Origin of the sequence: Flavobacterium sp. M31R6 (genome assembly GCF_013284035.1) — a bacterium.
GTDB lineage: Bacteria > Bacteroidota > Bacteroidia > Flavobacteriales > Flavobacteriaceae > Flavobacterium.
This window is the reverse complement of the sequence record NZ_CP054141.1, coordinates 2,497,571-2,520,270: the sequence shown is the minus strand read 5'-3', so window position 1 is coordinate 2,520,270 and position 22,700 is coordinate 2,497,571. Positions and strand designations below refer to the sequence as shown.

19 protein-coding genes are annotated in these 22,700 nt (G+C 34.1%); 7 read left to right on the top strand and 12 right to left on the bottom strand.

The features are described from left to right. The first annotated feature begins 32 nt into the window (after positions 1 to 32). Positions 33 to 440, top strand: coding sequence for a hypothetical protein (locus tag HQN62_RS10260; protein ID WP_243412020.1), 408 nt, complete (start codon positions 33 to 35; stop codon positions 438 to 440). 212 nt (positions 441 to 652) lie between these two features. Continuing rightward, positions 653 to 2,080: an L-serine ammonia-lyase gene (locus tag HQN62_RS10255; protein ID WP_173504298.1), complete on the top strand. Its 1,428-nt coding sequence runs from the start codon at positions 653 to 655 to the stop codon at positions 2,078 to 2,080. A 227-nt stretch (positions 2,081 to 2,307) separates the two neighbouring features. Here the strand turns inward: HQN62_RS10255 and HQN62_RS10250 are convergent, their stop codons facing one another. From HQN62_RS10250 to HQN62_RS10200, 11 genes are all read right to left on the bottom strand, one after another. After that, entirely contained in the window at positions 2,308 to 4,251 is a 1,944-nt protein-coding gene (locus HQN62_RS10250; RefSeq protein ID WP_173504297.1) for a KUP/HAK/KT family potassium transporter, read from the bottom strand. Positions 4,252 to 4,361: 110 nt separating this feature from the next. After that, entirely contained in the window at positions 4,362 to 5,048 is a 687-nt protein-coding gene (locus HQN62_RS10245; RefSeq protein ID WP_173504296.1) for a response regulator, read from the bottom strand. Beyond that, positions 5,041 to 6,153 carry a sensor histidine kinase gene (locus HQN62_RS10240; protein ID WP_173504295.1) on the bottom strand — a complete coding sequence of 371 codons (1,113 nt, stop codon included), beginning with the start codon at positions 6,151 to 6,153 and terminating at the stop codon, positions 5,041 to 5,043. The genes HQN62_RS10245 and HQN62_RS10240 overlap by 8 nt, the downstream gene beginning before the upstream one ends. A 149-nt stretch (positions 6,154 to 6,302) precedes the next feature. Beyond that, the gene (locus HQN62_RS10235; RefSeq protein WP_173504294.1) at positions 6,303 to 8,039 is read right to left on the bottom strand and encodes a HAMP domain-containing sensor histidine kinase; all 1,737 of its coding nucleotides are present in this window, start codon (positions 8,037 to 8,039) and stop codon (positions 6,303 to 6,305) included. Between the two features lie 83 nt (positions 8,040 to 8,122). Then, a complete protein-coding gene (locus HQN62_RS10230; protein ID WP_173504293.1) occupies positions 8,123 to 9,250 on the bottom strand; it encodes a sensor protein KdpD in 1,128 nt (375 codons plus the stop codon). Positions 9,251 to 9,377: 127 nt separating this feature from the next. Next, complete coding sequence (locus tag HQN62_RS10225) at positions 9,378 to 10,454, bottom strand: porin (protein ID WP_173504292.1); 1,077 nt, start codon at positions 10,452 to 10,454, stop codon at positions 9,378 to 9,380. A gap of 78 nt (positions 10,455 to 10,532) precedes the next feature. After that, positions 10,533 to 11,087, bottom strand: a complete 555-nt coding sequence (locus tag HQN62_RS10220) for a K(+)-transporting ATPase subunit C (RefSeq protein ID WP_173504291.1) — start codon at positions 11,085 to 11,087, stop codon at positions 10,533 to 10,535. A gap of 273 nt (positions 11,088 to 11,360) precedes the next feature. Continuing rightward, positions 11,361 to 13,394: a potassium-transporting ATPase subunit KdpB gene (gene kdpB / locus HQN62_RS10215; protein WP_173504290.1), complete on the bottom strand. Its 2,034-nt coding sequence runs from the start codon at positions 13,392 to 13,394 to the stop codon at positions 11,361 to 11,363. Positions 13,395 to 13,406: 12 nt separating this feature from the next. Beyond that, a complete protein-coding gene (kdpA, locus tag HQN62_RS10210) occupies positions 13,407 to 15,128 on the bottom strand; it encodes a potassium-transporting ATPase subunit KdpA (RefSeq protein WP_173504289.1) in 1,722 nt (573 codons plus the stop codon). A 116-nt stretch (positions 15,129 to 15,244) separates the two neighbouring features. Then, the gene (kdpF, locus tag HQN62_RS10205; protein WP_111410498.1) at positions 15,245 to 15,322 is read right to left on the bottom strand and encodes a K(+)-transporting ATPase subunit F; all 78 of its coding nucleotides are present in this window, start codon (positions 15,320 to 15,322) and stop codon (positions 15,245 to 15,247) included. Between the two features lie 113 nt (positions 15,323 to 15,435). Continuing rightward, positions 15,436 to 15,717: a DUF7674 family protein gene (locus HQN62_RS10200; protein WP_173504288.1), complete on the bottom strand. Its 282-nt coding sequence runs from the start codon at positions 15,715 to 15,717 to the stop codon at positions 15,436 to 15,438. A 349-nt stretch (positions 15,718 to 16,066) separates the two neighbouring features. Between HQN62_RS10200 and HQN62_RS10195 the strand changes: the two genes are divergently transcribed. Then, on the top strand, positions 16,067 to 16,600 hold the full coding sequence (locus HQN62_RS10195) for a hypothetical protein (protein WP_173504287.1): 534 nt from the start codon (positions 16,067 to 16,069) through the stop codon (positions 16,598 to 16,600). 95 nt (positions 16,601 to 16,695) lie between these two features. Here the strand turns inward: HQN62_RS10195 and HQN62_RS10190 are convergent, their stop codons facing one another. Beyond that, positions 16,696 to 18,039, bottom strand: a complete 1,344-nt coding sequence (locus tag HQN62_RS10190; RefSeq protein WP_173505559.1) for a sigma-54-dependent transcriptional regulator — start codon at positions 18,037 to 18,039, stop codon at positions 16,696 to 16,698. Between the two features lie 217 nt (positions 18,040 to 18,256). Here HQN62_RS10190 and panB point away from each other — a divergent pair, with 217 nt between their 5' ends. From panB to HQN62_RS10170, 4 genes are all read left to right on the top strand, one after another. Next, complete coding sequence (gene panB / locus HQN62_RS10185) at positions 18,257 to 19,075, top strand: 3-methyl-2-oxobutanoate hydroxymethyltransferase (protein WP_116795350.1); 819 nt, start codon at positions 18,257 to 18,259, stop codon at positions 19,073 to 19,075. A 39-nt stretch (positions 19,076 to 19,114) separates the two neighbouring features. Next, positions 19,115 to 19,810, top strand: coding sequence for an RluA family pseudouridine synthase (locus HQN62_RS10180; protein WP_173504286.1), 696 nt, complete (start codon positions 19,115 to 19,117; stop codon positions 19,808 to 19,810). A gap of 72 nt (positions 19,811 to 19,882) precedes the next feature. Beyond that, positions 19,883 to 21,211 (top strand): aldehyde dehydrogenase, encoded by a 1,329-nt coding sequence (locus HQN62_RS10175; protein WP_116795352.1) that lies wholly within the window; start codon positions 19,883 to 19,885, stop codon positions 21,209 to 21,211. A gap of 561 nt (positions 21,212 to 21,772) precedes the next feature. Next, on the top strand, positions 21,773 to 22,540 hold the full coding sequence (locus HQN62_RS10170) for a hypothetical protein (RefSeq protein ID WP_173504285.1): 768 nt from the start codon (positions 21,773 to 21,775) through the stop codon (positions 22,538 to 22,540). Positions 22,541 to 22,700 lie beyond the last annotated feature (160 nt).

Sequence of the window (22,700 nt, the reverse complement as noted above, 5' to 3'; positions counted from 1 at the left end):
TCCATTCATTCTATTTTCAAATTAGCAAAAAAATGGAAAAACACAGTGTCGATTTCATGAGATATGCGTTAGCAATTGTCTACATATGGTTTGGAACATTAAAATTAATAGGAATGAGCCCCGCTGGTGAACTAGTGGAACAAACCGTTTTTTGGTTTAAACCCGAAATTTTTATTCCCTCACTAGGATTTGTTGAAGTATGCATAGGGGTAGGTTTTTTATTCAAAAAATTAATTCCCTTTACCATTATAATTTTGCTGTTTCATATGGCTGCCACCTTTTTTCCGCTTTTTATATTGCCTAAAATATGTTTTGATTCTTTTCCATACTGTCCAACTTTGGTAGGTCAATACATTATCAAAAATCTAGTATTAATTAGTGGTGCTTTTTGTGTTGCTGGTAAATACAACCATGAGTATTACGCAGTTTCAAAAAATTAATTCCTTGAAATAATTCCAACTCATAAATACAGCGTAATTAATCTTCAAAAGAAGATACAAAAATCATCACTTATACTTATCCGTTTTAAGAATCCATCAAAGTATCAACCTCATTCCGTACTAATATTATCAAATTATCATTTTTGAATATAAATTTTTCTGTTATAGTTCAATTAATAATTATATTTGTTCATCAAAAAAATTAAACTTTTATGGAAGAATGTATCTCAGTTTTTGATATGCTGAAAATTGGTGTTGGACCATCAAGTTCACATACACTTGGCCCTTGGCGTGCGGCTGAACGTTTCTTAAACGAACTGAGAAGTGAATATGACATCAATGCGGTAAAAAGAGTAAAAGTTGATTTATACGGTTCTCTTTCATTAACAGGAAAAGGGCATGCAACTGATTTGGCCATTATGCTCGGACTAAGCGGTCAGGATCCGGAATACATCCCTATCCAAGATATTGACGGAATTATCAAATCGATTGAAGCAAAAAACGAAATCCATTTGGGAAACCAAATCCAAATTCCTTTTTATTTTCTTCAAGACATTGTTTTCAATAAAAACTTTCTTCCTTTCCACGCCAATGGATTAACTTTTACAGCTTATTTCAGTGATGAAATCGAATACAGTTCCACCTTTTATTCTATAGGAGGAGGATTTGTTGTCAAAGAAGAACGTGAAAATGCCCAAAAGAAAATTGCTATAAAATGTGCATTCCCCTTCCCTATCAATAAAGCCACAGAGCTTTTAGCCTATTGCACAAAAGAAAATAAATTAATTTCCGAAATCGTTTACGATAACGAAAAATCAATGCGTCCCGAGGCAGAGATTCACCATGAATTAATGCGCATTTGGAATACCATGTTGGAATGCATGTATATCGGTTGTCATTCCGAAGGCATACTTCCAGGCGGTTTACATGTGCGTAGGCGCGCTTTTGACATGCATCAAAATTTGATTGGTTTGGCAAATTACACCAATCCTCAAGAATGGCTGGAAGAAATTAGAAAAACCGAAGTTAAATTTCGTCAGATTCTAAAATGGGTAAGCTGTTTTGCATTGGCGGTAAACGAAGTAAATGCAGCTTTAGGACGAGTAGTAACTGCTCCAACAAACGGAAGTGCCGGAGTAATTCCTTCGGTTTTAATGTACTATTTGGTTATTGAAAACCATCAAGCCGGGGAAAAAGAAATCAAACAATTTCTAATGGTCGCTGGGGAAATAGGCAGTATTTTCAAGAAAGGCTCAACAATTTCTGCAGCAATGGGTGGATGTCAAGCCGAGATTGGTGTTTCAAGCGCTATGGCTGCGGGTGCTTTATGCGAATTGATGGGAGGAACTCCAGATCAAGTATTAATGGCTGCCGAAATTGCCATGGAGCATCACTTGGGTTTAACATGCGATCCAATTGGCGGTTTGGTGCAAATTCCTTGCATCGAAAGAAATACCATGGGTGCCATAAAAGCAATTAATGCCGCCGAACTTGCCTTGGAAACTGATGCCAAAAACGCTAAAGTATCTCTTGATAAAGTAATTGACACCATGTGGCAAACAGCCAAAGACATGAATTCCAAATACAAAGAAACCTCCGAAGGCGGACTGGCAATTGCCGTGAATATGGCAGATTGTTAGAGTTTTAGAAGGCAGATTTCAGGTTTCAGATAGCAGAACTAAGATAGCAGAAGGCAGATTTTAGAATACCGAAAATAGAAGAATAAAAAAAGATTTCAGAACAAGAAGGATATTCTTCTAATCTGAAATCTTTTTTTTGATTACTGCAAACCGAAATATGCCTTCAAAAAATTTTTTAAAAACTGCTTACTGCTTACTGCAAACTACCTTTTGCTACCTGAAAACTGCTAGCTAATCACTTTCCTTTCCAGTTCTAAATTAGAAATTGGTTGATAGACAATAGGAATTTCCTCAATTACCACGTCACTTTTGTCAAGTCCAAAAGCTCTAGTATCCGATAGTGACATGTTTTTTAATATATAATAGGAATTCAATAAAAGTCCATCTCTTACGGCAAATTCATTTTCGACAGATAGGAATTTTTCAATTATAACAAATTTAAAATCAGGTTCAGCATTGTATTTTGTTGAACCATCGGCACGAATATGCAAATTCAGTTCTTTATTATCAACTAGATTTTGAACTATTCTTTTAAAATACAATTCCACTTTTGGTTGGATTCTGAAACCAATATTCAATACAATTTTGATTACTTTATCATCCAACAATTCAATAACTTCATAATTTAAATCAAAAGGAGAATTGGTTCTATTGATGTGAAAAAACCAATACACATCTGCTCTTTTTGGCTTTTTAGAAAAGATTGAATTCAAAATTTTCTCTTCAATTTCATAATTTCTGTCTGCTTTTGACAAATAAATTAAATGTGTAGAATACTTCGGAATGGTAACATCATTACTCAATTCCTCCAACCTAGCAGTATGCTCTGTCAAATTAGTGAATTTAACAAATCTGTTATTGATTTTTCGAGAAAAGAACCAAACATACATTGTCATAAATATAAATAGTTCGAAAAACAAAAACATCCAACGTTCTTTAATTTTGACAATATTGGCCGCAAAAAAAGCAATTTCTATAATTGCAAAAATGGTTATGATTACAGCAATTAAAATTCTGTTTAATTTTTTAATATAAATCAAATAATAATTAAGAAGAACAGTAGTCATCAGCATCGCTATGGTAATCGAAAATCCATAAGCCGCTTCCATATTTGAAGAGGTTTTAAAATACAAAACCATCAAAATACATCCAATCCACAAAATAGTATTCACCGATGGAATATAAATCTGCCCTTTCAAATTAGTCGGGTTTTTCATGGTCACTCTTGGCCAAAAATTAAGAGAAACCGCTTCGTTAATTAAGGTAAATGATCCGCTAATCAAGGCTTGAGAGGCTATAATTGCCGCTAAAGTCGAGATAATAACACCCGAAAATAAAAACCATTGTGGCATAATGGTATAAAAAGGATTTTTTCCTTCCAAGAAATGATTGCTTTGATTCATTAACCAAGAAGCCTGTCCTAAATAATTAACAACCAATGCAATTTTTACAAAGATCCAAGTGGTTCTAATATTACTCTTGCCGCAATGTCCCAAATCAGAATACAAAGCTTCGGCTCCAGTGGTGCAAAGGAAAACAGCTCCCAGCAACCAAAATCCGTGAGGATATTCGACTAATAATTCATAAGCATACACAGGGTTTAAAGCCGTCAAGATTGCCGGATGTTCCAAGATTTGGGCAAATCCCAATACAAAAAGCATCGAAAACCAAACTACCATGGCAGGCCCAAAAAAGAATCCGACTTTTTGTGTTCCAAAACGCTGAAAAAAGAATAATCCTGAAATAATAACAATAACAATTGGCAAAATTGGAATATTAGGAACAATACCACCCAATCCTTCAACAGCCGATGTTACAGAAATAGGTGGCGTAATAATTCCGTCTGCCAAAAGTGTGGTAGCACCCAAAATGGTTGGGATTATTAATTTTCCTTTTCCAAATCGTTTAACCAAAGCATAAAGCGAGAAAACTCCACCTTCACCGTGATTATCTGCTGAAAGTGTCAGTAATACATATTTGAAAGTTGTTTGAAAAGTAAGTGTCCAAAATATACACGAAATCCCTCCATAAACCAATAATTTCGATATTTCTCTTTGCCCTATAATGGCTTTCATAACATATAAAGGACTGGTTCCTATATCTCCGTAAATAATTCCGAGCGCCACCAAAAGGGAAGCTGCTGTTACTTTTTGAACCGTTGATTTATTCATTTTGTTTTAATTTATATTCTTTTAATTCATTTTTTTAGAGCGCAAAAAGCCCTATATGAGATGCTTGCACACTTCAAGTTTTATTCTTTTTTTGAATATTTTAATTGATTTTAACTAGTGTTAAACCGGTATCCTACACCGGATTCTGTGATAATAAATTTAGGATGATTGGGGTCTACTTCAATTTTCTTTCGAAGTTGAGCGACAAAAACACGTAGGTATTGCGTTTGGTCGGCATAACTGTTTCCCCAAACCTGTTTCAGTAAATATTGATGGGTTAATACTCGTCCCTCATTTTTTATAAAAATAGAAAGCAAATTGTATTCAGTCGTTGTGAGTTTCAGAATTTCATTATACAGCCTCACTATTCTGGAAGCAAAATCTATAGAAACAGCACCAAACTCGATAATTGGTTCTGAATCATTAGCACCCAAATTTCGCAAAGCAGTTCGGATTCTAGCTAATAATTCTTGAGTACGAAACGGTTTGGTCAAATAATCATTGGCTCCATTATCAAGCGCTTTTACGATCTCTTCTTCGGCACTTTTCACCGTTAAAATAATAATTGGATTGTTATACCATTCGCGTAATCGTTTCAAAACAACTTGTCCGTCTTCATCAGGCAAACCTAAATCAAGAATAACCAAATCCGGCTGATGATTTGCTACCATAGACAATCCTTCTTTTGCATTGACGGCAAAAATTGTTCTATAGTCATTTGAATTCAACGTGATTTCAAGTAGTTTTCTAATTTGAATTTCATCATCAATGACTAATATTTGAGCACTATTATTCATTTGAAATTTCTTTGGTATTCATAGTTAAAGTTTGAAAATTTAGTGTAAAAACTGAACCTCCCTCTTCTCTGTTTTCGAGTGTTACTTTTCCGTGTTGTGCTTCGACAAATCCTTTCACGATAGACAAACCAAGACCTGTTCCACCGGTTTTGGAATTTTGAAGACGATAAAACTTATCAAACACTTTGTCTATTTCATTTTCTGGAAAACCAATGCCATCATCTGCAATTGTGATTACACAAGGGTATAATTTATCTGGATTGTATTCAAAATCAACATCCACATTATAGGAGACTTTAATTTCTATTTTTGCTCCTTTGGGTGTATATTGTGATGCATTAAAAACCAAATTAAAAATAATCTGTTGCATCAAGCCATAATCCAATTTAAAAAGCGGCAAATTTTCGTCTGTTTTTACGACTACTTTATGAAATTGCAGGTCATCCTTTAAATGATCCAAGACATTATAAATCAATTCTTCTAGATCGCACCAATCCATTTTAGCTTCAATAACCCCCGACTCTAATCGGGACATATTCAGTAAATTTTCGACCTGATGATTTAATCTCAAAGAAGCTTTCTCTATTTCGGCATATAAATTTTCTTTATTTTCTTCAGAAATATGCACTGATTTGCTTTGAATAGTATCTATAGCTCCCATTATTGTAGAAATAGGTGTTCTCAATTCGTGGGATAAAGAATCAAGTAAGGCGTTGTAAAGTTTCATAGTATTAACCCTAACTTCCTTTACCTGTAATATTTTTTCCGCTCTTCTGATTTTATTAGTCAAAACTGCATTTACTAGAGCAATAATAAAGAATAGCACCAATAACAATGAATCTTCGGCATCACTAATGTGAAAAGTGTAATAGGGTTGAATGAAGAAAAAATTTAATATCAGCGCACATAAAATGGCACTAAGAAGTAACGGTAAAATTGACAAAAACATTGACAACACAGAGACTACCACCAATAAAAGATAACCAACAATTTTATAGTCTAAATAATCTCGGGTAAACAAACACAATGAAGCTACAGTTCCAATAGATAGTATACTTACTAAATATTGGTTTTTTATTTTGATTTGGTCCAAAATGCTACGCATACCCTAGTCTTTATTTGTTAAGGCAAAGTTAAAGGATATGATGTAAGTATTTTATAATATAACAAACAAGAGTATAAAGATTTTATAAAGATTTAATTTATTAACCAATATGAATTAAGTTTCTACAAAGAGAATACAAACTTTTATACTTAAACACTCAATAGTTTAAAATAAAAAGTGCTTCCAAGACCCAATTCACTTTCAACGCCTATTGTACCGCCTTGAGCTTCAATAAATTCTTTAGATATGGCCAATCCCAACCCTGTTCCCGTTTTGTGACTTCCCGGTATTTGAAAATATTTATCAAAAACTTTGGACAAATAACGGTTGTCAATTCCTTTTCCGGTATCAATAACAGTAAACAAAATTTGATGGTTATCGCTTTCCAATTTCACTCTAATGGCACTTTTTTCAGAAGAATAACGAATGGCATTTGTCAAGAAATTAATCAGCACCCAAGACGTTTTTTCGCTATCTGCTTTTACCATTGGAAGATTGTCGGTAGTTTCTACTAGCAATTCAATTTGCTTTTGTTCGGCTTGTATTTTTACCGCTTCGGTAGCATAATGCACGATTTCATAAGGGTTGCTTTTTTCAATATTGAGTTTAATATTACCGGTTTCAACCTGTGAAAGTTCCAATAACTCTCCTGTAATTTTTAGTAAGCGCTCACCATCATCCTTGATGCTTTCTATCAGATGTTTTTGCTCTTCATTCATTGTCCCTGTTTGCTCATTTTCCAATAAATTCAAACTTAATTTCATAGTTGAAATAGGTGTCTTTAATTCGTGTGAAATGGTCGCTATAAAATTTGTTTTGGCAAAATCCAATTCTTTAAATGGAGTGATATTTCTCAGAATAATTACGTCTCCAATATCAATAGTTTGGTCTTCACCTGTGGGCTGAATCGTAATATTTACGTTTTCTTTTTCAAAATAACTTTCTTTTCCATCGGCAAAAATTTTCATCGGAAGTGGTTTGCGCCCGTGTAAATTATCCTTATTTTCAATGTTTTTATCTATTAATGATTTCATCAAATCATTTGTCAACCCAAGGGTTATAGCAGTTTTTCCAAGTACTTCTTCAGATTTGAGGCCGATGATTTTCAAAGCTTCATCATTGACAAATAAAACCACTCCCTGATTATCCAATCCGATAATAGGATCATTCATCTTGTTGATTAAGGTTTCCAGTCTTTTCTTTTCAAACAACAATTTATAAAGATTGCTATCGTGGTACTCCTCCAATTTTTGAGCCATCGTATTGAATGATTTTGCCAAATCACCAAACTCACTATGACTCATAAAATGCACTCGTTCCGAATAATTTTTATTGGCAATTTCTTTAATACTTGCAGTAAGCTCCTTAATGGGGTCGGCAATATTATTGGGTAAGTTTACCAACAGATTAAAAGCTATCAAAAAACATAGTGTTCCCGTTATGGCTATCCACATATTGGCTGTTTCGGCGGTGTGTTTGGCAATATCACTTTTCTGTTTGATAGCAACCATATTCAACTTCATAATCTCGAAGATATCTTGTCGAATTTGACTTTTTAATTTTTCATCAGCTCTATTTGTTTTTAAAAGATTAAAACTTTTTTTTAAATTACGAGTTGCGTCACCTTCTCCTACCTCAGTTACATTCTTATTTTGTTTATTCAGATTGGTTTCAAATGTAGCTATTGCTTTCTCTTCATTGCCATCAACCTCATCTAATGAAAGCAGCATATTTCGAGAGTATTCCAAAGTATTATAATTGGCTTTCAAAATATTTTCAGTGTCTTTTTTTATCGAAAAAATATAAAAAGCACTGACTAAAGTCAAGATAATTATCATAACAAATAACAATCCGACACCTAAATTTAATTTAGTTTTAATTTTCATATATAGATAATATTTAAATTTTGGAAATATAATACAGCCATTCTTAATTCCTATTTGTATTTTGGAGTCATGGCGATTTCATTTTATGATAGAATTACAAGATCAATATTAGATGAAGATAATTTATTCAATAATCTGTTAAAAATGGTTGTAGACAAAATTACTCTAAATAGATTAAAATGTGGTTTTCCAATACAAACCGTTGTGATACCTTTTTGTTTAACCACTTCCAGCATGGCATCTGTGATATTTTTAGCCTCAACTTTAATCACCTCTGCTCCCAATTGTGTGGCTAATTTAAAATTATTAATCAAATGCCGTTGTTTGTCAAGTGCAATTTTATCTGAGCTTTCTTTTGGTGTTTCCACATATAAAACATACCAGTCACTGTTGTAATAACTAGCTAATCGAGCTGCCTTTCGAATGACAATTTTAGCCGTTCTGTCATTACTGCTAATACAGGCCAACAACTTTTCATGTCGCAAAGCTAGATTTTTCGGCACTTCATTCTCCACTTTTCGAACTACTTGACTAGCCACTTCACGCAAAGCCAATTCCCGTAATTGCAAAATTTGCTCAGCCTTAAAAAAATTACTCAAAGCAGTCTGAATTTTATCGGCTGTATAAATTTTTCCCTCTTTCAAACGGTCAATTAGATCCTCCGAAGTCAAGTCGATATTTACGACTTCATCTGCCATTCGCAGTACATTATCCGGAACACGCTCTAGAACATCAACATTGGTGATTCGCTTTACGTCTTCGTTTAAGCTCTCAATATGCTGAATATTTACGGCCGAAATTACATTGATTCCTGCTTCCAGAATCTCCAAAACATCTTGCCAACGTTTTTCGTTTTTACTACCTTCGATATTGGTGTGAGCCAATTCATCAACTATTACTACTTCTGGACGTAAATTGATAATGGCCTGCACATCCATTTCCTCGAGCTGTTTTCCTTTGTAAAAAATAGTCCGACGTGGAATTACAGGTAATCCCTCCAACAAATCGTGTGTTTCCTTACGATCGTGTGTTTCGATATATCCAATTTTCACATCAATTCCGTTTTTCAACAGCGTATGCGCTTCCTGTAGCATCCTGAAAGTTTTGCCCACACCGGCACTCATCCCAATGTAGACTTTAAACTTTCCTTTACGTGATTTTTGAATTAAATCCAGAAAGTGCTTTACATTATTTTCTTTTTCGTTATCCATAAGTTAAACTAACAGTTGAATCATTTCATTTTAAATAAAACTTTTTAAACCATTAAGAAACTAAGCCCTATTAAACTTAATTCCTTAATGGTTTCCAATAAAAATTTCTTCTTATTGCCTTTTTACCTTAAATTGATATAGCCAAAGATGTAGTTATGCACACATTATTATTTGTTGGATTGTTGTCCTTCAAAAAGACATCATCCTTGCTATTCAAAGTTCGGGCTTCTATTCTAAACATTACATTTTCTGTTGGCAAATAATCAAAATTTGCTGAGAACCCATAGGTTTTAAAACCATTTGGTGTTCCTGTTGGAATTATCACTCCTTTTTCGTCTTGGTAATATTCTCCTCTAGCGGCCAATTGAATTTTGTCTGTTGGCTTGTATTGAATGATTGCAGACGGAGTATACCAAACATCATAATCGCTGCTTCCTTTTGCAGATTGTTGTGATCCAATATCAAAACCAGCAATAACAGTTGTTTTATCAGTCAATTTAAATGTTCCGTAAAAATCATTAAAATAGCGCCATTTCTTATCAATATCAGGCTGTTCGTTTCCAACATAAGTACTCCAGTTTAATGCCACTTTTGCCGTTGGTTTAAAAGTCACTTGAGTTCCAAAAGCCGGCGTATGATTGCCATCAACTTTTTGAATGCGTTGCCAACCGTTTAAATACATTGCTGCCAAATACCATTTTTCAGACTTTGAAGTGTACCCGATTTTTACTCCAGCTTCATAAAAAGGAGTGTTATCGGCACCAATACTTCTGGTCAAAGTCATACAGTCTTTTCCAATCGCACTTTCAGATCCAATATGTGAAGGCATAACTCCTGCATCAATCCAAAGATTATTGTCTTTTGAAATTTTAACACCCACATTAGCTTCATAAACGTTTTTCAGCAAATCTTGTTCTGCTGCCATGTTGTATTGTGCATACGTTCCAGCCATAAGTGCCAAATTCCCACGAACATTTTCTTTTGTATAATTCACTTTTGCCATCCCTAAATTCAAATTAACTTCATTCGCTCTATTGTAACTGTAAATAAATCCTGGTCTCGTATGATTATCCGGTTTCCCAAAATCATAACTGTAATAAGTATCTACATAACCTGAAAACGTAATTGGACTTTTTGACTCTTCTTGAGCATTAATTGTTGTAAAACCAAAAGCTATAAAAGCTGTAACTATTATTTTTTTCATTATTTTTGTTTAGATTTTTATTAATCGATGCCCTTTCAGATCCCTGGCCGGGGATGTAAATCTGAAAGGGTTATTTTTTTATTTCAACTCATCCAGAGCTACATTCAACTCTAAAACATTTACTGTTGAAGTTCCCATTAAAGTTGGCTTATTGATTTTGGTTTCCACAAATGCTTTCACTTTTTCCTCAGATAAATTTCGAACTTTTGCTACTCTTTTTACCTGAATCAAAGCGCCTTCCGGTGATATATTTGGATCCAAACCACTACCCGAAGCCGTTACCATATCCGAAGGAATCTCTGATTTTTTCAAATACGGATGCGCTATCAAAAACGTATCAATTCTTTTTTGTACCAAAGCCAAATACTCAGGATTGCTTGGTCCTTTGTTACTACCTGCGCTTCCCGCGGCATTGTAATCCACTGCCGATGGTCGTCCCCAAAAATAATTGGGTTTGTCAAATTTTTGACCAATTTTTTGATACCCCACTACTTTTCCATTTACAGAAATGGTTTCTCCTTTACCCTTATTTGGAGCAAATTGTGCAATTCCTAAAATTGCCATAGTATAAATAACGGAGAATAAAACCACCAATAATGCGGTGAATTTTACTATTGAAAATATGTTTTTCATTTTGTTTGTTTTTTTTTTAAGTTTAGTTTCTAAGTCGCTGAGATACTAAGTCTCTGAGATTTTTGAAAAGCAAATGCTTTTTGTTAAATAAAAAAGCAAAAATCTCTCTCCTTAGCCCCGATAGTAGCGAAAATCCTTGTGGGCCGGTGTTCGGTCCGCAAGATTGTAGCGGATAGCGGGACAATATTTCCAAAAATGCCTAATCTTTCTGCTCCGAAAAATCAACAATCGAACTCAGAAACTTAGCATCTTAGCACCTCAGAACCTTTGTTACTACATAAATAAAGCAACTACCAAATCAATTAACTTGATTCCGATGAAAGGAACAATTATTCCTCCCAAGCCATAAATTAACAGGTTTCTTTTCAAAATAGCACTCGCACCGATTGGCTTGTAATCAACCCCTCTCAACGCTAGCGGAATCAATATCGGAATTATAATTGCATTAAATATCACCGCTGATAAAATGGCACTTTCCGGACTGTGCAATTGCATAATGTTCAATCCTTGTAAAGCAGGAATTGAAGCTATGAAAAGCGCAGGAACAATAGCAAAATATTTGGCAACGTCATTCGCAATTGAGAAAGTAGTAAGCGTTCCTCTAGTCATCAACAGCTGTTTTCCGATTTCAATAATTTCAATTAACTTAGTTGGGTCATTGTCAAGATCGACCATGTTACCCGCTTCTTTCGCAGCTTGAGTACCACTGTTCATTGCTACACCAACATCTGCTTGAGCAAGAGCGGGTGCATCATTCGTACCGTCACCCATCATCGCAACTAGCTTACCAAGTTGTTGTTCATTCTTGATGTAATTCATTTTATCCTCAGGTTTGGCTTCGGCGATAAAATCATCAACACCGGCTGCTTCGGCAATAAATTTGGCCGTCAAGGGATTATCTCCGGTAACCATCACCGTTTTTACACCCATTTTTCTCAAACGTTCAAAACGTTCTCTCATTCCAGTTTTAATAATATCCTGCAATTCAATAACACCCTGAACTTCATTATTTTTGATAACTACTAATGGCGTTCCTCCTTTTGAAGAAATAGCAATAACTCTTTCAGAAACATCTTCGGGAAAAATATGACCTGCTTGAAGTGCAATGTTTTTTGCCGCATCCTGAGCTCCTTTACGAATATTGGTTCCATCTCTTAAAACCACTCCAGAAGTTCTGGTTTCGGCAGTAAATTTGATTAAAGTAGCGCCTTCAATAGATAATTTTTGAGATACATCTGGTCCAGCTAATTCCACAATACTTTTACCTTCCGGAGTATCATCGGCTAGTGAACTTAATACCGCAGACTTAATAAAATCTTCTAGCATAACTCCTTTTGCAGGATAGAAATTAGTTGCTTTTCTGTTTCCAATAGTAATTGTACCTGTTTTATCCAAAAGCAATACATCAATATCACCTGCAGTTTCCACTGCTTTTCCTGACTTCGTAATTACGTTAGCACGCAACGCTCTGTCCATTCCCGCGATTCCAATTGCAGAAAGTAAACCTCCAATAGTAGTTGGAATTAAACATACGAAAAGAGAAATGAAAGCCGCAATCGTAATTGGTGCATTCGCATAATCAGCAAACGGTTTCAAAGTCACACAAACAATCACGAATATTAAGGTAAACGCAGCCAAAAGAATCGTCAAAGCAATTTCGTTTGGTGTTTTTTGACGGCTTGCTCCTTCTACCAAAGCAATCATTTTGTCAAGGAAACTTTCTCCTGGTTCTGAGGTTACAATGACTTTAATTTTATCTGACAATACTTTGGTTCCTCCCGTTACAGAAGATTTGTCTCCACCTGATTCACGTATTACCGGAGCACTTTCGCCAGTAATGGCACTTTCATCAATAGTTGCCAATCCTTCGATGATTTCGCCATCTGTGGCAATCAAATCACCTGATTCACAGATAAAAACATCTCCTTTTTTCAAAGCGGATGAACTTACATTTCTGATTTCACCATTGGCCAAAAGTTGTCTTGCAGGCGTTTCCTCGCGCGTTTTTCTCAAACTGTCCGCTTGTGCTTTTCCTCTGGCTTCGGCAATTGCTTCGGCAAAATTGGCAAACAAAAGAGTTGCAAACAAAATTAGGAAAACAATGAAATTATAGATAAAACTACCTTGATCCTGTGCACCAAACAAAATGGCAATACACACAGCAAACATAATGGCAGTCCCTATTTCTACGGTAAACATTACCGGATTTTTGAACATTACTTTAGGATTAAGCTTCATAAAAGACTGCACTAATGCTTCTTTTACCTGCTTGCTCTCAAATAATGAAGTGGATTTATTTTTACTCATTTTTTTTTTATATTATTTTATTGTAAAGTACTCCGCTAAAGGTCCAAGTGCCAAAGCTGGAAAGAAAGACAACGCCGCAATAATCGCGATTACAGCAAAAACCATCACACCAAAAATGGTAGTATCAGTTTTTAAAGTCCCAGCACTTTCTGGAATATATTTTTTGTTCGCCAATAATCCTGCAATAGCTAGTGGCCCAATGATTGGAATGAAACGACTCAACAGCAATACAATTCCTGTACTGATGTTCCAAAATGGATTATTATCACCTAAACCTTCAAAACCAGAACCGTTATTGGCCGCACTTGATGTGAATTCATATAGCATTTCCGAGAATCCGTGATGACTTGGATTATTCAACCAACCAGTCGCGTTTCCACTAAACCAGTAGCCCATCGCTGTATTATTGGCAGCAAAATAAGAAGCTAAAGCTGTTCCTGCCAATATCAATAAAGGATGTAGAATAGCAATAATAGCAGCGATTTTAACTTCGCGAGCTTCAATTTTCTTGCCTAAAAACTCTGGTGTTCGTCCGACCATTAAACCTGAAATGAATACCGCTAGAATTATAAAGATGTAAAAATTCAACCACCCTACTCCACAGCCGCCATAAAAGGCATTGACCATCATCGCCAATAACTGCATCGAACCAGAAACTGGCATTGAACTATCGTGCATACTGTTGACAGAACCTGTAGAAATAACGGTCGTTGCAATACTCCAGAATCCTGAAATAGCGGGACCAAAACGAACTTCCTTACCTTCCATTGCACCAGTTGCTTGAGCAATTCCCATTTTTTCTATGGCAGGGTTTCCGTTGAGTTCACTGATTATGGTAGGTATAACGAGCATTAAAAACCCAACCGTCATTACTCCAAAAACGATATAAGACAATTTTCTTTTGTTAAGGAAAAAACCTAAGGCAAAAATCATTGCAAACGGAATGATTAACTGTGCCCACAATTCAACTGCATTGGTGAAATAAGTAGGATTCTCAAATGGATGTGCCGAATTGGCTCCAAAAAAACCACCACCGTTTGTACCAATATGTTTGATTCCGATGAAAGCTGCTGCGGGACCACGGGAAACTTCAACTGTATCGCCTTGTAAAGTCACGATTTTATCTTTCCCTTCAAAAGTCATTGGTGTTCCACTGAATAATAAAACAACAGCAACAATGGCAGAAAGTGGCAATAAAATACGGGTACAACTTTTGATGAAAAAATTATAAAAATTTCCTAGTTTATCAGTAGTTCTTTCTCTCATGGCTACAAAAACCATAGCGGCTGCAGCCATTCCTGTACCTGCAGAAACAAATTGAAGGAACATTAACATAAGCTGACCTAAATATGAAAGACCTGATTCACCTGAATAGTGCTGCAAATTACAGTTCACAACAAATGAAATGGCGGTATTGAATGCCAAATCCGGTGTCATCGATGGATTCCCGTCTGGATTTAGCGGTAAACTTCCTTGAGAAATTAAAACTAAAAAGCATAGAAAGAACCAAACCATGTTTACGCTTAAAAGCGCTTTCAGATGTTGCTTCCAGTTCATTTCTTCAGTGGAATCGATACCACTGATTTTGAAAATAAATTTTTCAATTGGATTGAAAATTGCATCAAGCATTGTTTTATCTCCCAAATACACTTTGGCTATATACCTTCCAACAGGAATAGCCAAAACTATCGTGACGATAAAAATACTGATGACTCCAAAAAACTCTGTGTTCATATTTTATTTGTTAGAAATTAATTTTTTCGGCTCTTATAAAAACATAATAAGCATTATAAAGGCTAATGCCCAAGCCATAATTACTACGGATATTTTTTTATCTGCCTTTTTCATTTTTAAAACTTTTCGGGTTTGATTAATACATAAACCAAATAACCGAATACGGCAAGTGCAACAATAAATAGTGCTGTCATGATCTAGATTTTTTCAAAAAATTCGACGGATTTAAAACAAATCGCAAAAAGCAAAACTCCTAATGCGAGTAAAAGAATAGTGATTATCATATTATTAAAAATTAAGGTTAGATTTAAACTCCAGAGGTATTAATTTGCTTGATGTATTCTGCCTTCAACGATTTTGGAAACAGATTGGAAATACTGCAATGACGCAATTCCATAAAAGAAGAAACCGAAAAAACATACACATTCGAAATGGCATTCTTTGTCTCGTTGCTTCCTGTTTCGAACAATCGTTCGGCAAGCGCCAAACATTTTTTTGCCCGGTTAATATTTCCGGTAATAATTGCAATTTTTGTGATTTCGGCAAAGCGTTCTGCTTTTTCGTAAATCGTTGCTATTTTATTTTTCATTGTTAGTAATTGTTTATTTTATTCTTTCTCCCCTATGCCAAAAAACATTCCAAAAAAATTAAAAAATCGTAAAACATTGTTTTTAATGTAATTAACTATTTCTCATCAAAAAAGGGCATAAAAAAAGCCTATCAAAATGATAGGCTTTTCTCAAAACGATAAATTTATTTTAAGACTTTTTCATCATAAAATATTGTGCTTATATTACCTTACAGCTAACACTTCAAAAGTTAATAGTCCTAAATTAGGATTAGAAATTTAAGAGTTGTAAATTAGAACCTATAAAAATCAACACTTTACCTTAGAAAGCAATAATAACAGAACAAGCATCATAATAATACTTTTGAAAATGAAAATAAAATTTAACTTAAGAATTGGATTGCTTTTCATAATGATAATTTCACTTTCATTAGTGAGTGCATACTATAATTTTTCGATTAAAAATGATACTGAAAACATTTTGGAAGATAATTATAACACACTTGAGTATTCTAGAAATATGCTCCTTTCATTAGACGAAAATAATTCTAATAAAGAAAAAGCAATATCCCAATTTGAAGCTAATCTAACCAAACAAATGGGGAATATTACCGAAGTTGGTGAAGATACAGCAACTTTTACTCTGCAGAATAATTTCGCTTCTTTGAAAAAAAACTGGGATGATGAAGCTATGAAAAGTCAAATTCGTCAAAATATATTTCATATTTTGGAATTAAATACGTTTGCCATCAAAAAGAAAAGTGATATTGTCAAACATACTGCGGAAAAAGCCAATTTCGGCATCGCCATTTTAGGAACACTTTCTTTTTTGATTGCTTTTAATCTTCTGCTCAATTTACCTAATGGTACTTCCACTTCAAAAAAAACGTACCGCAAAGATTAAAGAAATTGTATAACCTTGATATTTATACAATAACAAGGTTATAAAAAAAGCCTATCAAAAATGACAGGCTAGACTTTTCTCAAACAATAAGATTGTTATTGAATATTGTATTCGTCTAATTTTCGATAAAGCGTTGCAACACCTATTTCGAGTAAGCGTGCTGCTTCTGCTTTATTACCTTTGGTATAATTCAATACTTTTTGAATATGGAGTTTTTCAACACTTTGCATCGAAAATGCCGATAGCGTTTTGTTTGCATGATCTATTTGATGTTGTATTTCATAAGGCAAAACATCCTGTGTCAAAACATCGCCATTAACTAGAATTACAGAACGTTCAATCACATTTCTCAATTCACGGACATTTCCTGGCCAATGATAGGTTTCTAATTTATGAAGAAAATCAGGATCGATGGTCAATATCTTCTTATTCCCTCTTGATGAAAATTGCTCGACAAAATAATTGGTTAAAGGCGCAATATCTTTTATTCTTTCCCTCAACGGTGGAATCTTAATTTCGAAAATATTCAATCTAAAATACAAATCCGAACGAAAACGGTGTTCATCACTTTCTGTTTTTAAATCACGATTGGTAGCGGCTATCAAACGGAAATTGGATTTTCTGGGAGTCGTATCACCAATTTGAATATACTCATTGGTTTCTAGAACCCTCAACAATTTGGCTTGAAGTTCTAATGGCATTTCACCAATTTCATCAAGAAACAAAGTTCCGCCATTGGCTTCTTCTATAAAACCTTTTTTATCTTTTATCGCTCCTGTAAAAGCTCCTTGCTTGTGCCCAAATAATTCACTTTCCAAAATTTCCTTACTGAAAGTACTGCAATTTAATGCTACAAACGATTTTCCTGCTCTGTTACTGTTTTCGTGAATCGCTTGTGCAAAAACTTCTTTTCCTGTTCCTGTTTCACCAGTTAAAAGTACGGTTGAATCTGTTTTGGAAACTTTTTTGGCCAAATCAATTACTTGTTCCAATCCTTTTGATTTTCCTATAATGCCGTCAAAAGAATATTTATCGGAAATTCGTTTTTCGAGTTGCTTGACTTTCTTTTGCAATTGTACTTTTTCTAAAGCTTTGTACAACAGAGGAATAATTTTATCATTATCATCTCCTTTTACAATATAATCGAAAGCTCCGTTTTTCATTGCCTGAACACCATCGGATATTTTACCGAAAGCGGTCAAGAGAATGACTTCTGTTAATGGAAATGCAGATTTAATTTTTTGAAGAAAATCAACACCATTACCATCGGGAAGTTTGACATCACATAGAACAACATCAATATCATTAGTTTCCAATTTCTTGAAACCTGACTTTAAATCAGGAGCTTCAAAAACATCAAACCCTTCCGATTTTATAATTCGGGCCAGAAGATGCCGTAATTTTTCTTCGTCGTCAATAATGAGGATATTTTTCAAAATTCTGCTTTCTATATTTAGTTTTTCAAAATTAGTTTTTTTAGCCGTTTGTTATAGAAATTATTCAAAATAGTTTGCTTAAATAGCAATCTCATAATTTCGCCAGTCTACTTTTTGATATTCCTTATAAAAATTCAATTTAAAAAAATTCAATTTATTACTTTTACACTCTCAAAATAAAATCAATACCGAGCCTTTCGGAAATAAAATTATAAATCCAATGTCTGCAATAAAAAAAGATTACAAAAGAATTACCACTAAGTCCTTAATCGAGATGAAATCCAATGGTGAAAAAATCTCCATGCTTACGGCTTATGATTATACAATGGCCAAAATTGTGGATAGCTCTGGAATTGATGTGATTTTGGTTGGAGATTCAGCCTCCAATGTTATGGCTGGTCATGAAACGACTTTACCTATTACGTTAGATCAAATGATTTATCATGCATCATCCGTAGTTAGAGCTGTAGAAAGAGCTTTAGTAGTTGTTGATTTACCTTTTGGAAGCTACCAATCCGATTCTAAGGAAGCGTTGCGCTCCTCCATTAGAATTATGAAAGAAAGTGGTGGTCACGCCGTGAAATTGGAAGGTGGTAAAGAAATCAAAGAATCCATCAAAAAAATCTTGAATGCAGGAATTCCTGTTATGGGACATTTGGGATTAACTCCACAATCTATATATAAATTCGGTACTTATACTGTTCGCGCCAAAGAAGAACAAGAAGCCGAAAAATTAATTGAAGATGCTATATTACTGGAAAAATTAGGTTGTTTTGCAATTGTTATCGAAAAAGTTCCTGCAAATTTAGCTGAAAAAGTAGCCAAAAGTATATCTATTCCTGTTATCGGAATTGGTGCCGGTGGCGGTGTAGATGGACAAGTATTGGTTATTCATGATATGTTGGGTATGAATAATGAATTCAGTCCTCGTTTCTTGAGACGTTACATGAATTTATACGAAGGAATGACAACTGCGATTAGTCAATATGTTGAAGATGTAAAATCACAGGATTTTCCAAACGAGAAAGAACAATACTAGTAGTTTTCATTCATTAAAATTTGCTAAAACAATTAACCATTGTCGAATAAAATAGTTTCAAATAAAAACAATCTCCAAATCCTGCACGAAGACAATCATCTAATCGTGGTCAATAAACGTGTAGGTGATATTGTGCAAGGAGATAAAACAGGTGACAAACCATTGAGCGATGTTGTCAAAGAATACATTAAAGACAAATACAATAAACCTGGTGAGGTATTTCTTGGCGTGGTACATCGATTGGACCGACCCACTACAGGAATCGTGGTTTTTGCCCGTACCAGCAAAGCCTTGACTCGCATGAATGAATTATTTAGCAACAGAGAGACCCAAAAAACATATTGGGCGGTAGTCAAAAACAGACCTTCTAAAAACGAAGACACCCTCGTTCATTACATCAAAAGAAACGAGAAAAATAATACTTCAAAAGCACACTCAAAAGAAGTTCCAGATAGTAAATTGGCCAGTTTGGAGTATAAAATCATCAAAGAATTGGACAATTATTTCGGTCTCGAAATTCAATTGCACACCGGCAGGCACCATCAAATAAGAGCACAGCTCTCTGCCATTGGCTGTCCAATAAAAGGGGATCTAAAATACGGTTTTGACCGAAGTAATCCGGATGGAGGAATCCATCTTCATGCCCGGAAACTGGTCTTTATCCATCCCGTTTCTAAAGAAGAAATCACTATTATTGCCCCAACTCCAGACGAAGTTATTTGGAAAGCTATATAATATTTTAATGAAAAAAATATTATATATGAATTTTAAAATTTAACTTGCAGTATATAAATAACCTGTTTTGCAATGAATTACAAATTAAACATTAGTTCAAGAAAAGAAGCTTTAATTAAATTGTTGGATGTAATTATCAAGCATGAAAATGAAATCATTCAGGCGTTATATGATGATTTCAAAAAACCTCCTTTTGAGTCGATTGCTACCGAAACCAGCTATGTTATATCCGAATTAAAAGACACCATAAAAAACATTGGGAAATGGTCAAAAATTAGAAAAGTATTTCCTTCAGTGCTTAATTTCCCGTCAACCGATTATATCGTAAAAGAACCCTACGGAAAAGTTTTGATTATTGCACCTTGGAACTATCCTTTTCAATTAGCAATCTGTCCTTTGGTATCTGCTGTTGCTGCTGGTAATCAAGTGGTTTTAAAACCTTCGGAATTGACACCCAAAACTTCAGCAATAATACTCAAAATTATCAAAAATGCGTTCCAACATCAGCATGTAGAAGTAATTGAAGGTGGTGTTGAAACCGCACAAAAATTATTGGAACAACGTTGGGATTATATTTTCTTTACCGGAAGTGTTGCTGTTGGAAAAATTGTTGCCAAAGCAGCCGCCGAGCACCTCACTCCAGTAACCCTAGAATTAGGTGGAAAAAATCCTTGTATTATAGATGAAACGGCCAATTTGAAGTTAGCCGCCAAGAGAATTGTTTGGGGAAAATTTTTAAATGCAGGACAAACTTGCATTGCCCCGGATTATATTTTGATTCAAGAAGATATGAAAAGTCATTTTGTAGAGTTTTTGAAAAAAGAAATCACAAAAGCTTATGGTAAAAACCCAAAGGAATCTCCAGATTTTGCTCGAATTGTGAACAAAAAAAACTGTCTACGATTAATGAGTTTGATTGAACCTGAAAAGGTGATTTTTGGTGGTGAAACCGACATCGAAGATCATTACATTGCACCAACCCTAATCGAAGAAAATTCCCTTGACAGTTTACTGATGGAAGAAGAAATATTTGGGCCAATATTACCAATAATCAGCTATAGAGACGAAAAAGAAATAGCGCAAACCATTTCAAGATACGAGAAACCATTAGCACTATACGTTTTTAGCGACGATAGAAAATTTGCTAGAAAAATAGTCACCACCTTTTCATTTGGAGGTGGCTGTGTCAACGATACGGTTATTCATTTTGCCAACAAAAGACTTCCATTTGGAGGTGTTGGCCATAGTGGAATAGGTGCTTATCATGGCCAACTGAGTTTTGATACTTTTTCCCATAAAAAAGGAATTGTAAAAAAAGCCAATTGGTTGGATTTAGAATTACGATATGCTCCCTATGCAAAAAAAATAGGTACCTTAAAGAAATTGCTGAACTGGCTCTAGCAAATAAAAAATTTGTTAGTAAATCTATAAAATAAAGAAGATTTTAAAAAAAAAACTAACAGTCCTACTCGTTGATATAATTAATTTTTAACCCATGGCTTCTGTATTGATTTTTACTTTTTTTTCAAAACAAAAACATTCATAAACAGGAAGTTGATTACAGCAAAGAAGAAGAATTTACCACCGTTTTTTAAGACAAAATTATTCCAACTATTTATTTTTATTTTTTTAGGAATTCTGATATATATCAAGTACTTTGCTTTTTAAATTATCGGACTATTTAAATCTATTTTAAAGACAAACCAAAGAAGTTCAATCTGGATTGTTGTATAATTAAATTAAACACTAGCCGTTCAAAATTTCACGATTAGACTGTCAGTAACTGCGACATTTGCCATAAGTGAGATTTTAACTCTTAAAGAATAAAAAATAGTAAATTTGCCCATTGATTTCAAAATCAAAATAATTTTTGATTCTGGTATCAGAGAAAAAAATAATATTTATGGAGACTATTTTGAAAGAATATAGCTCAAACTAACCAACATAATTAACCTATTCAAAATGAACCAAACAAAAGAAAGATTAAACGATATTGAAAAAAATGGATACCAAATTGATTTTGCCAACGTATTTAATCATGCCTTCGAAAATTATAAAAAAATAGCAGTGTATGCTGGATTAGTTCTTTTCATTTTTAGCGTTTTATTTGTCATCTTCATTGGAGTATCATTAATCTCTGTAATGGGAGTCACTGCAATGACACGTGAACTTTCCCCAGAAAAATTGAACGTTGAAAATCTTTCCGAATCTAATTTTTTAGTTTTTGGCAGTATAGCACTTATAGTATCCTGCATCTTGAGCCCTTTTCAGGCATCATTTTTAAAAATGGCACACTGTGGAGACCGAGATGAAGAGTTCCATATTTCCGATTTATTTGGCTATTATAGACTTCCATATCTTAAAGAAATTATTATATCCACATTTTTAATTTCAGCAATTGGTTTTGCTCAAGCTACTTTACTATCATACGTTCATCTTGAATTGCTCGGAAAAGTAATCACTTATTTTATTTCTTATATCACACTCCTTGTTACTCCACTGGTAATTTTTGGTGATTTAAAAGCTATCGAAGCAATAAAATACAGTATTTTGCTTATTTTCAAGCAGCCTTTCGTTATACTCGGGTTAATTATTGTGGCATTTATCGGTTCATTAGTAGGTTTTATGGGATGTTGTATTGGTGTATTTTTTACCTTACCCTTTCTGTATTCCATGAATTATGCAATTTATAGTGCAGTTGTTGGAATTGATGCACAAGAAACAGAATAAATAATTTCAATTTGTCGAATAATAAAGTTTTAAAAATTAAATCATAGAAGCAAACATTTTAATCAAATAGTTACCCCCTAAATCTATGTTATTATTTTGTAACATACTGCTCTACTCAAACTTCAACTTTTCTTTACCAAGTTTAGTTTGTATTCCTATG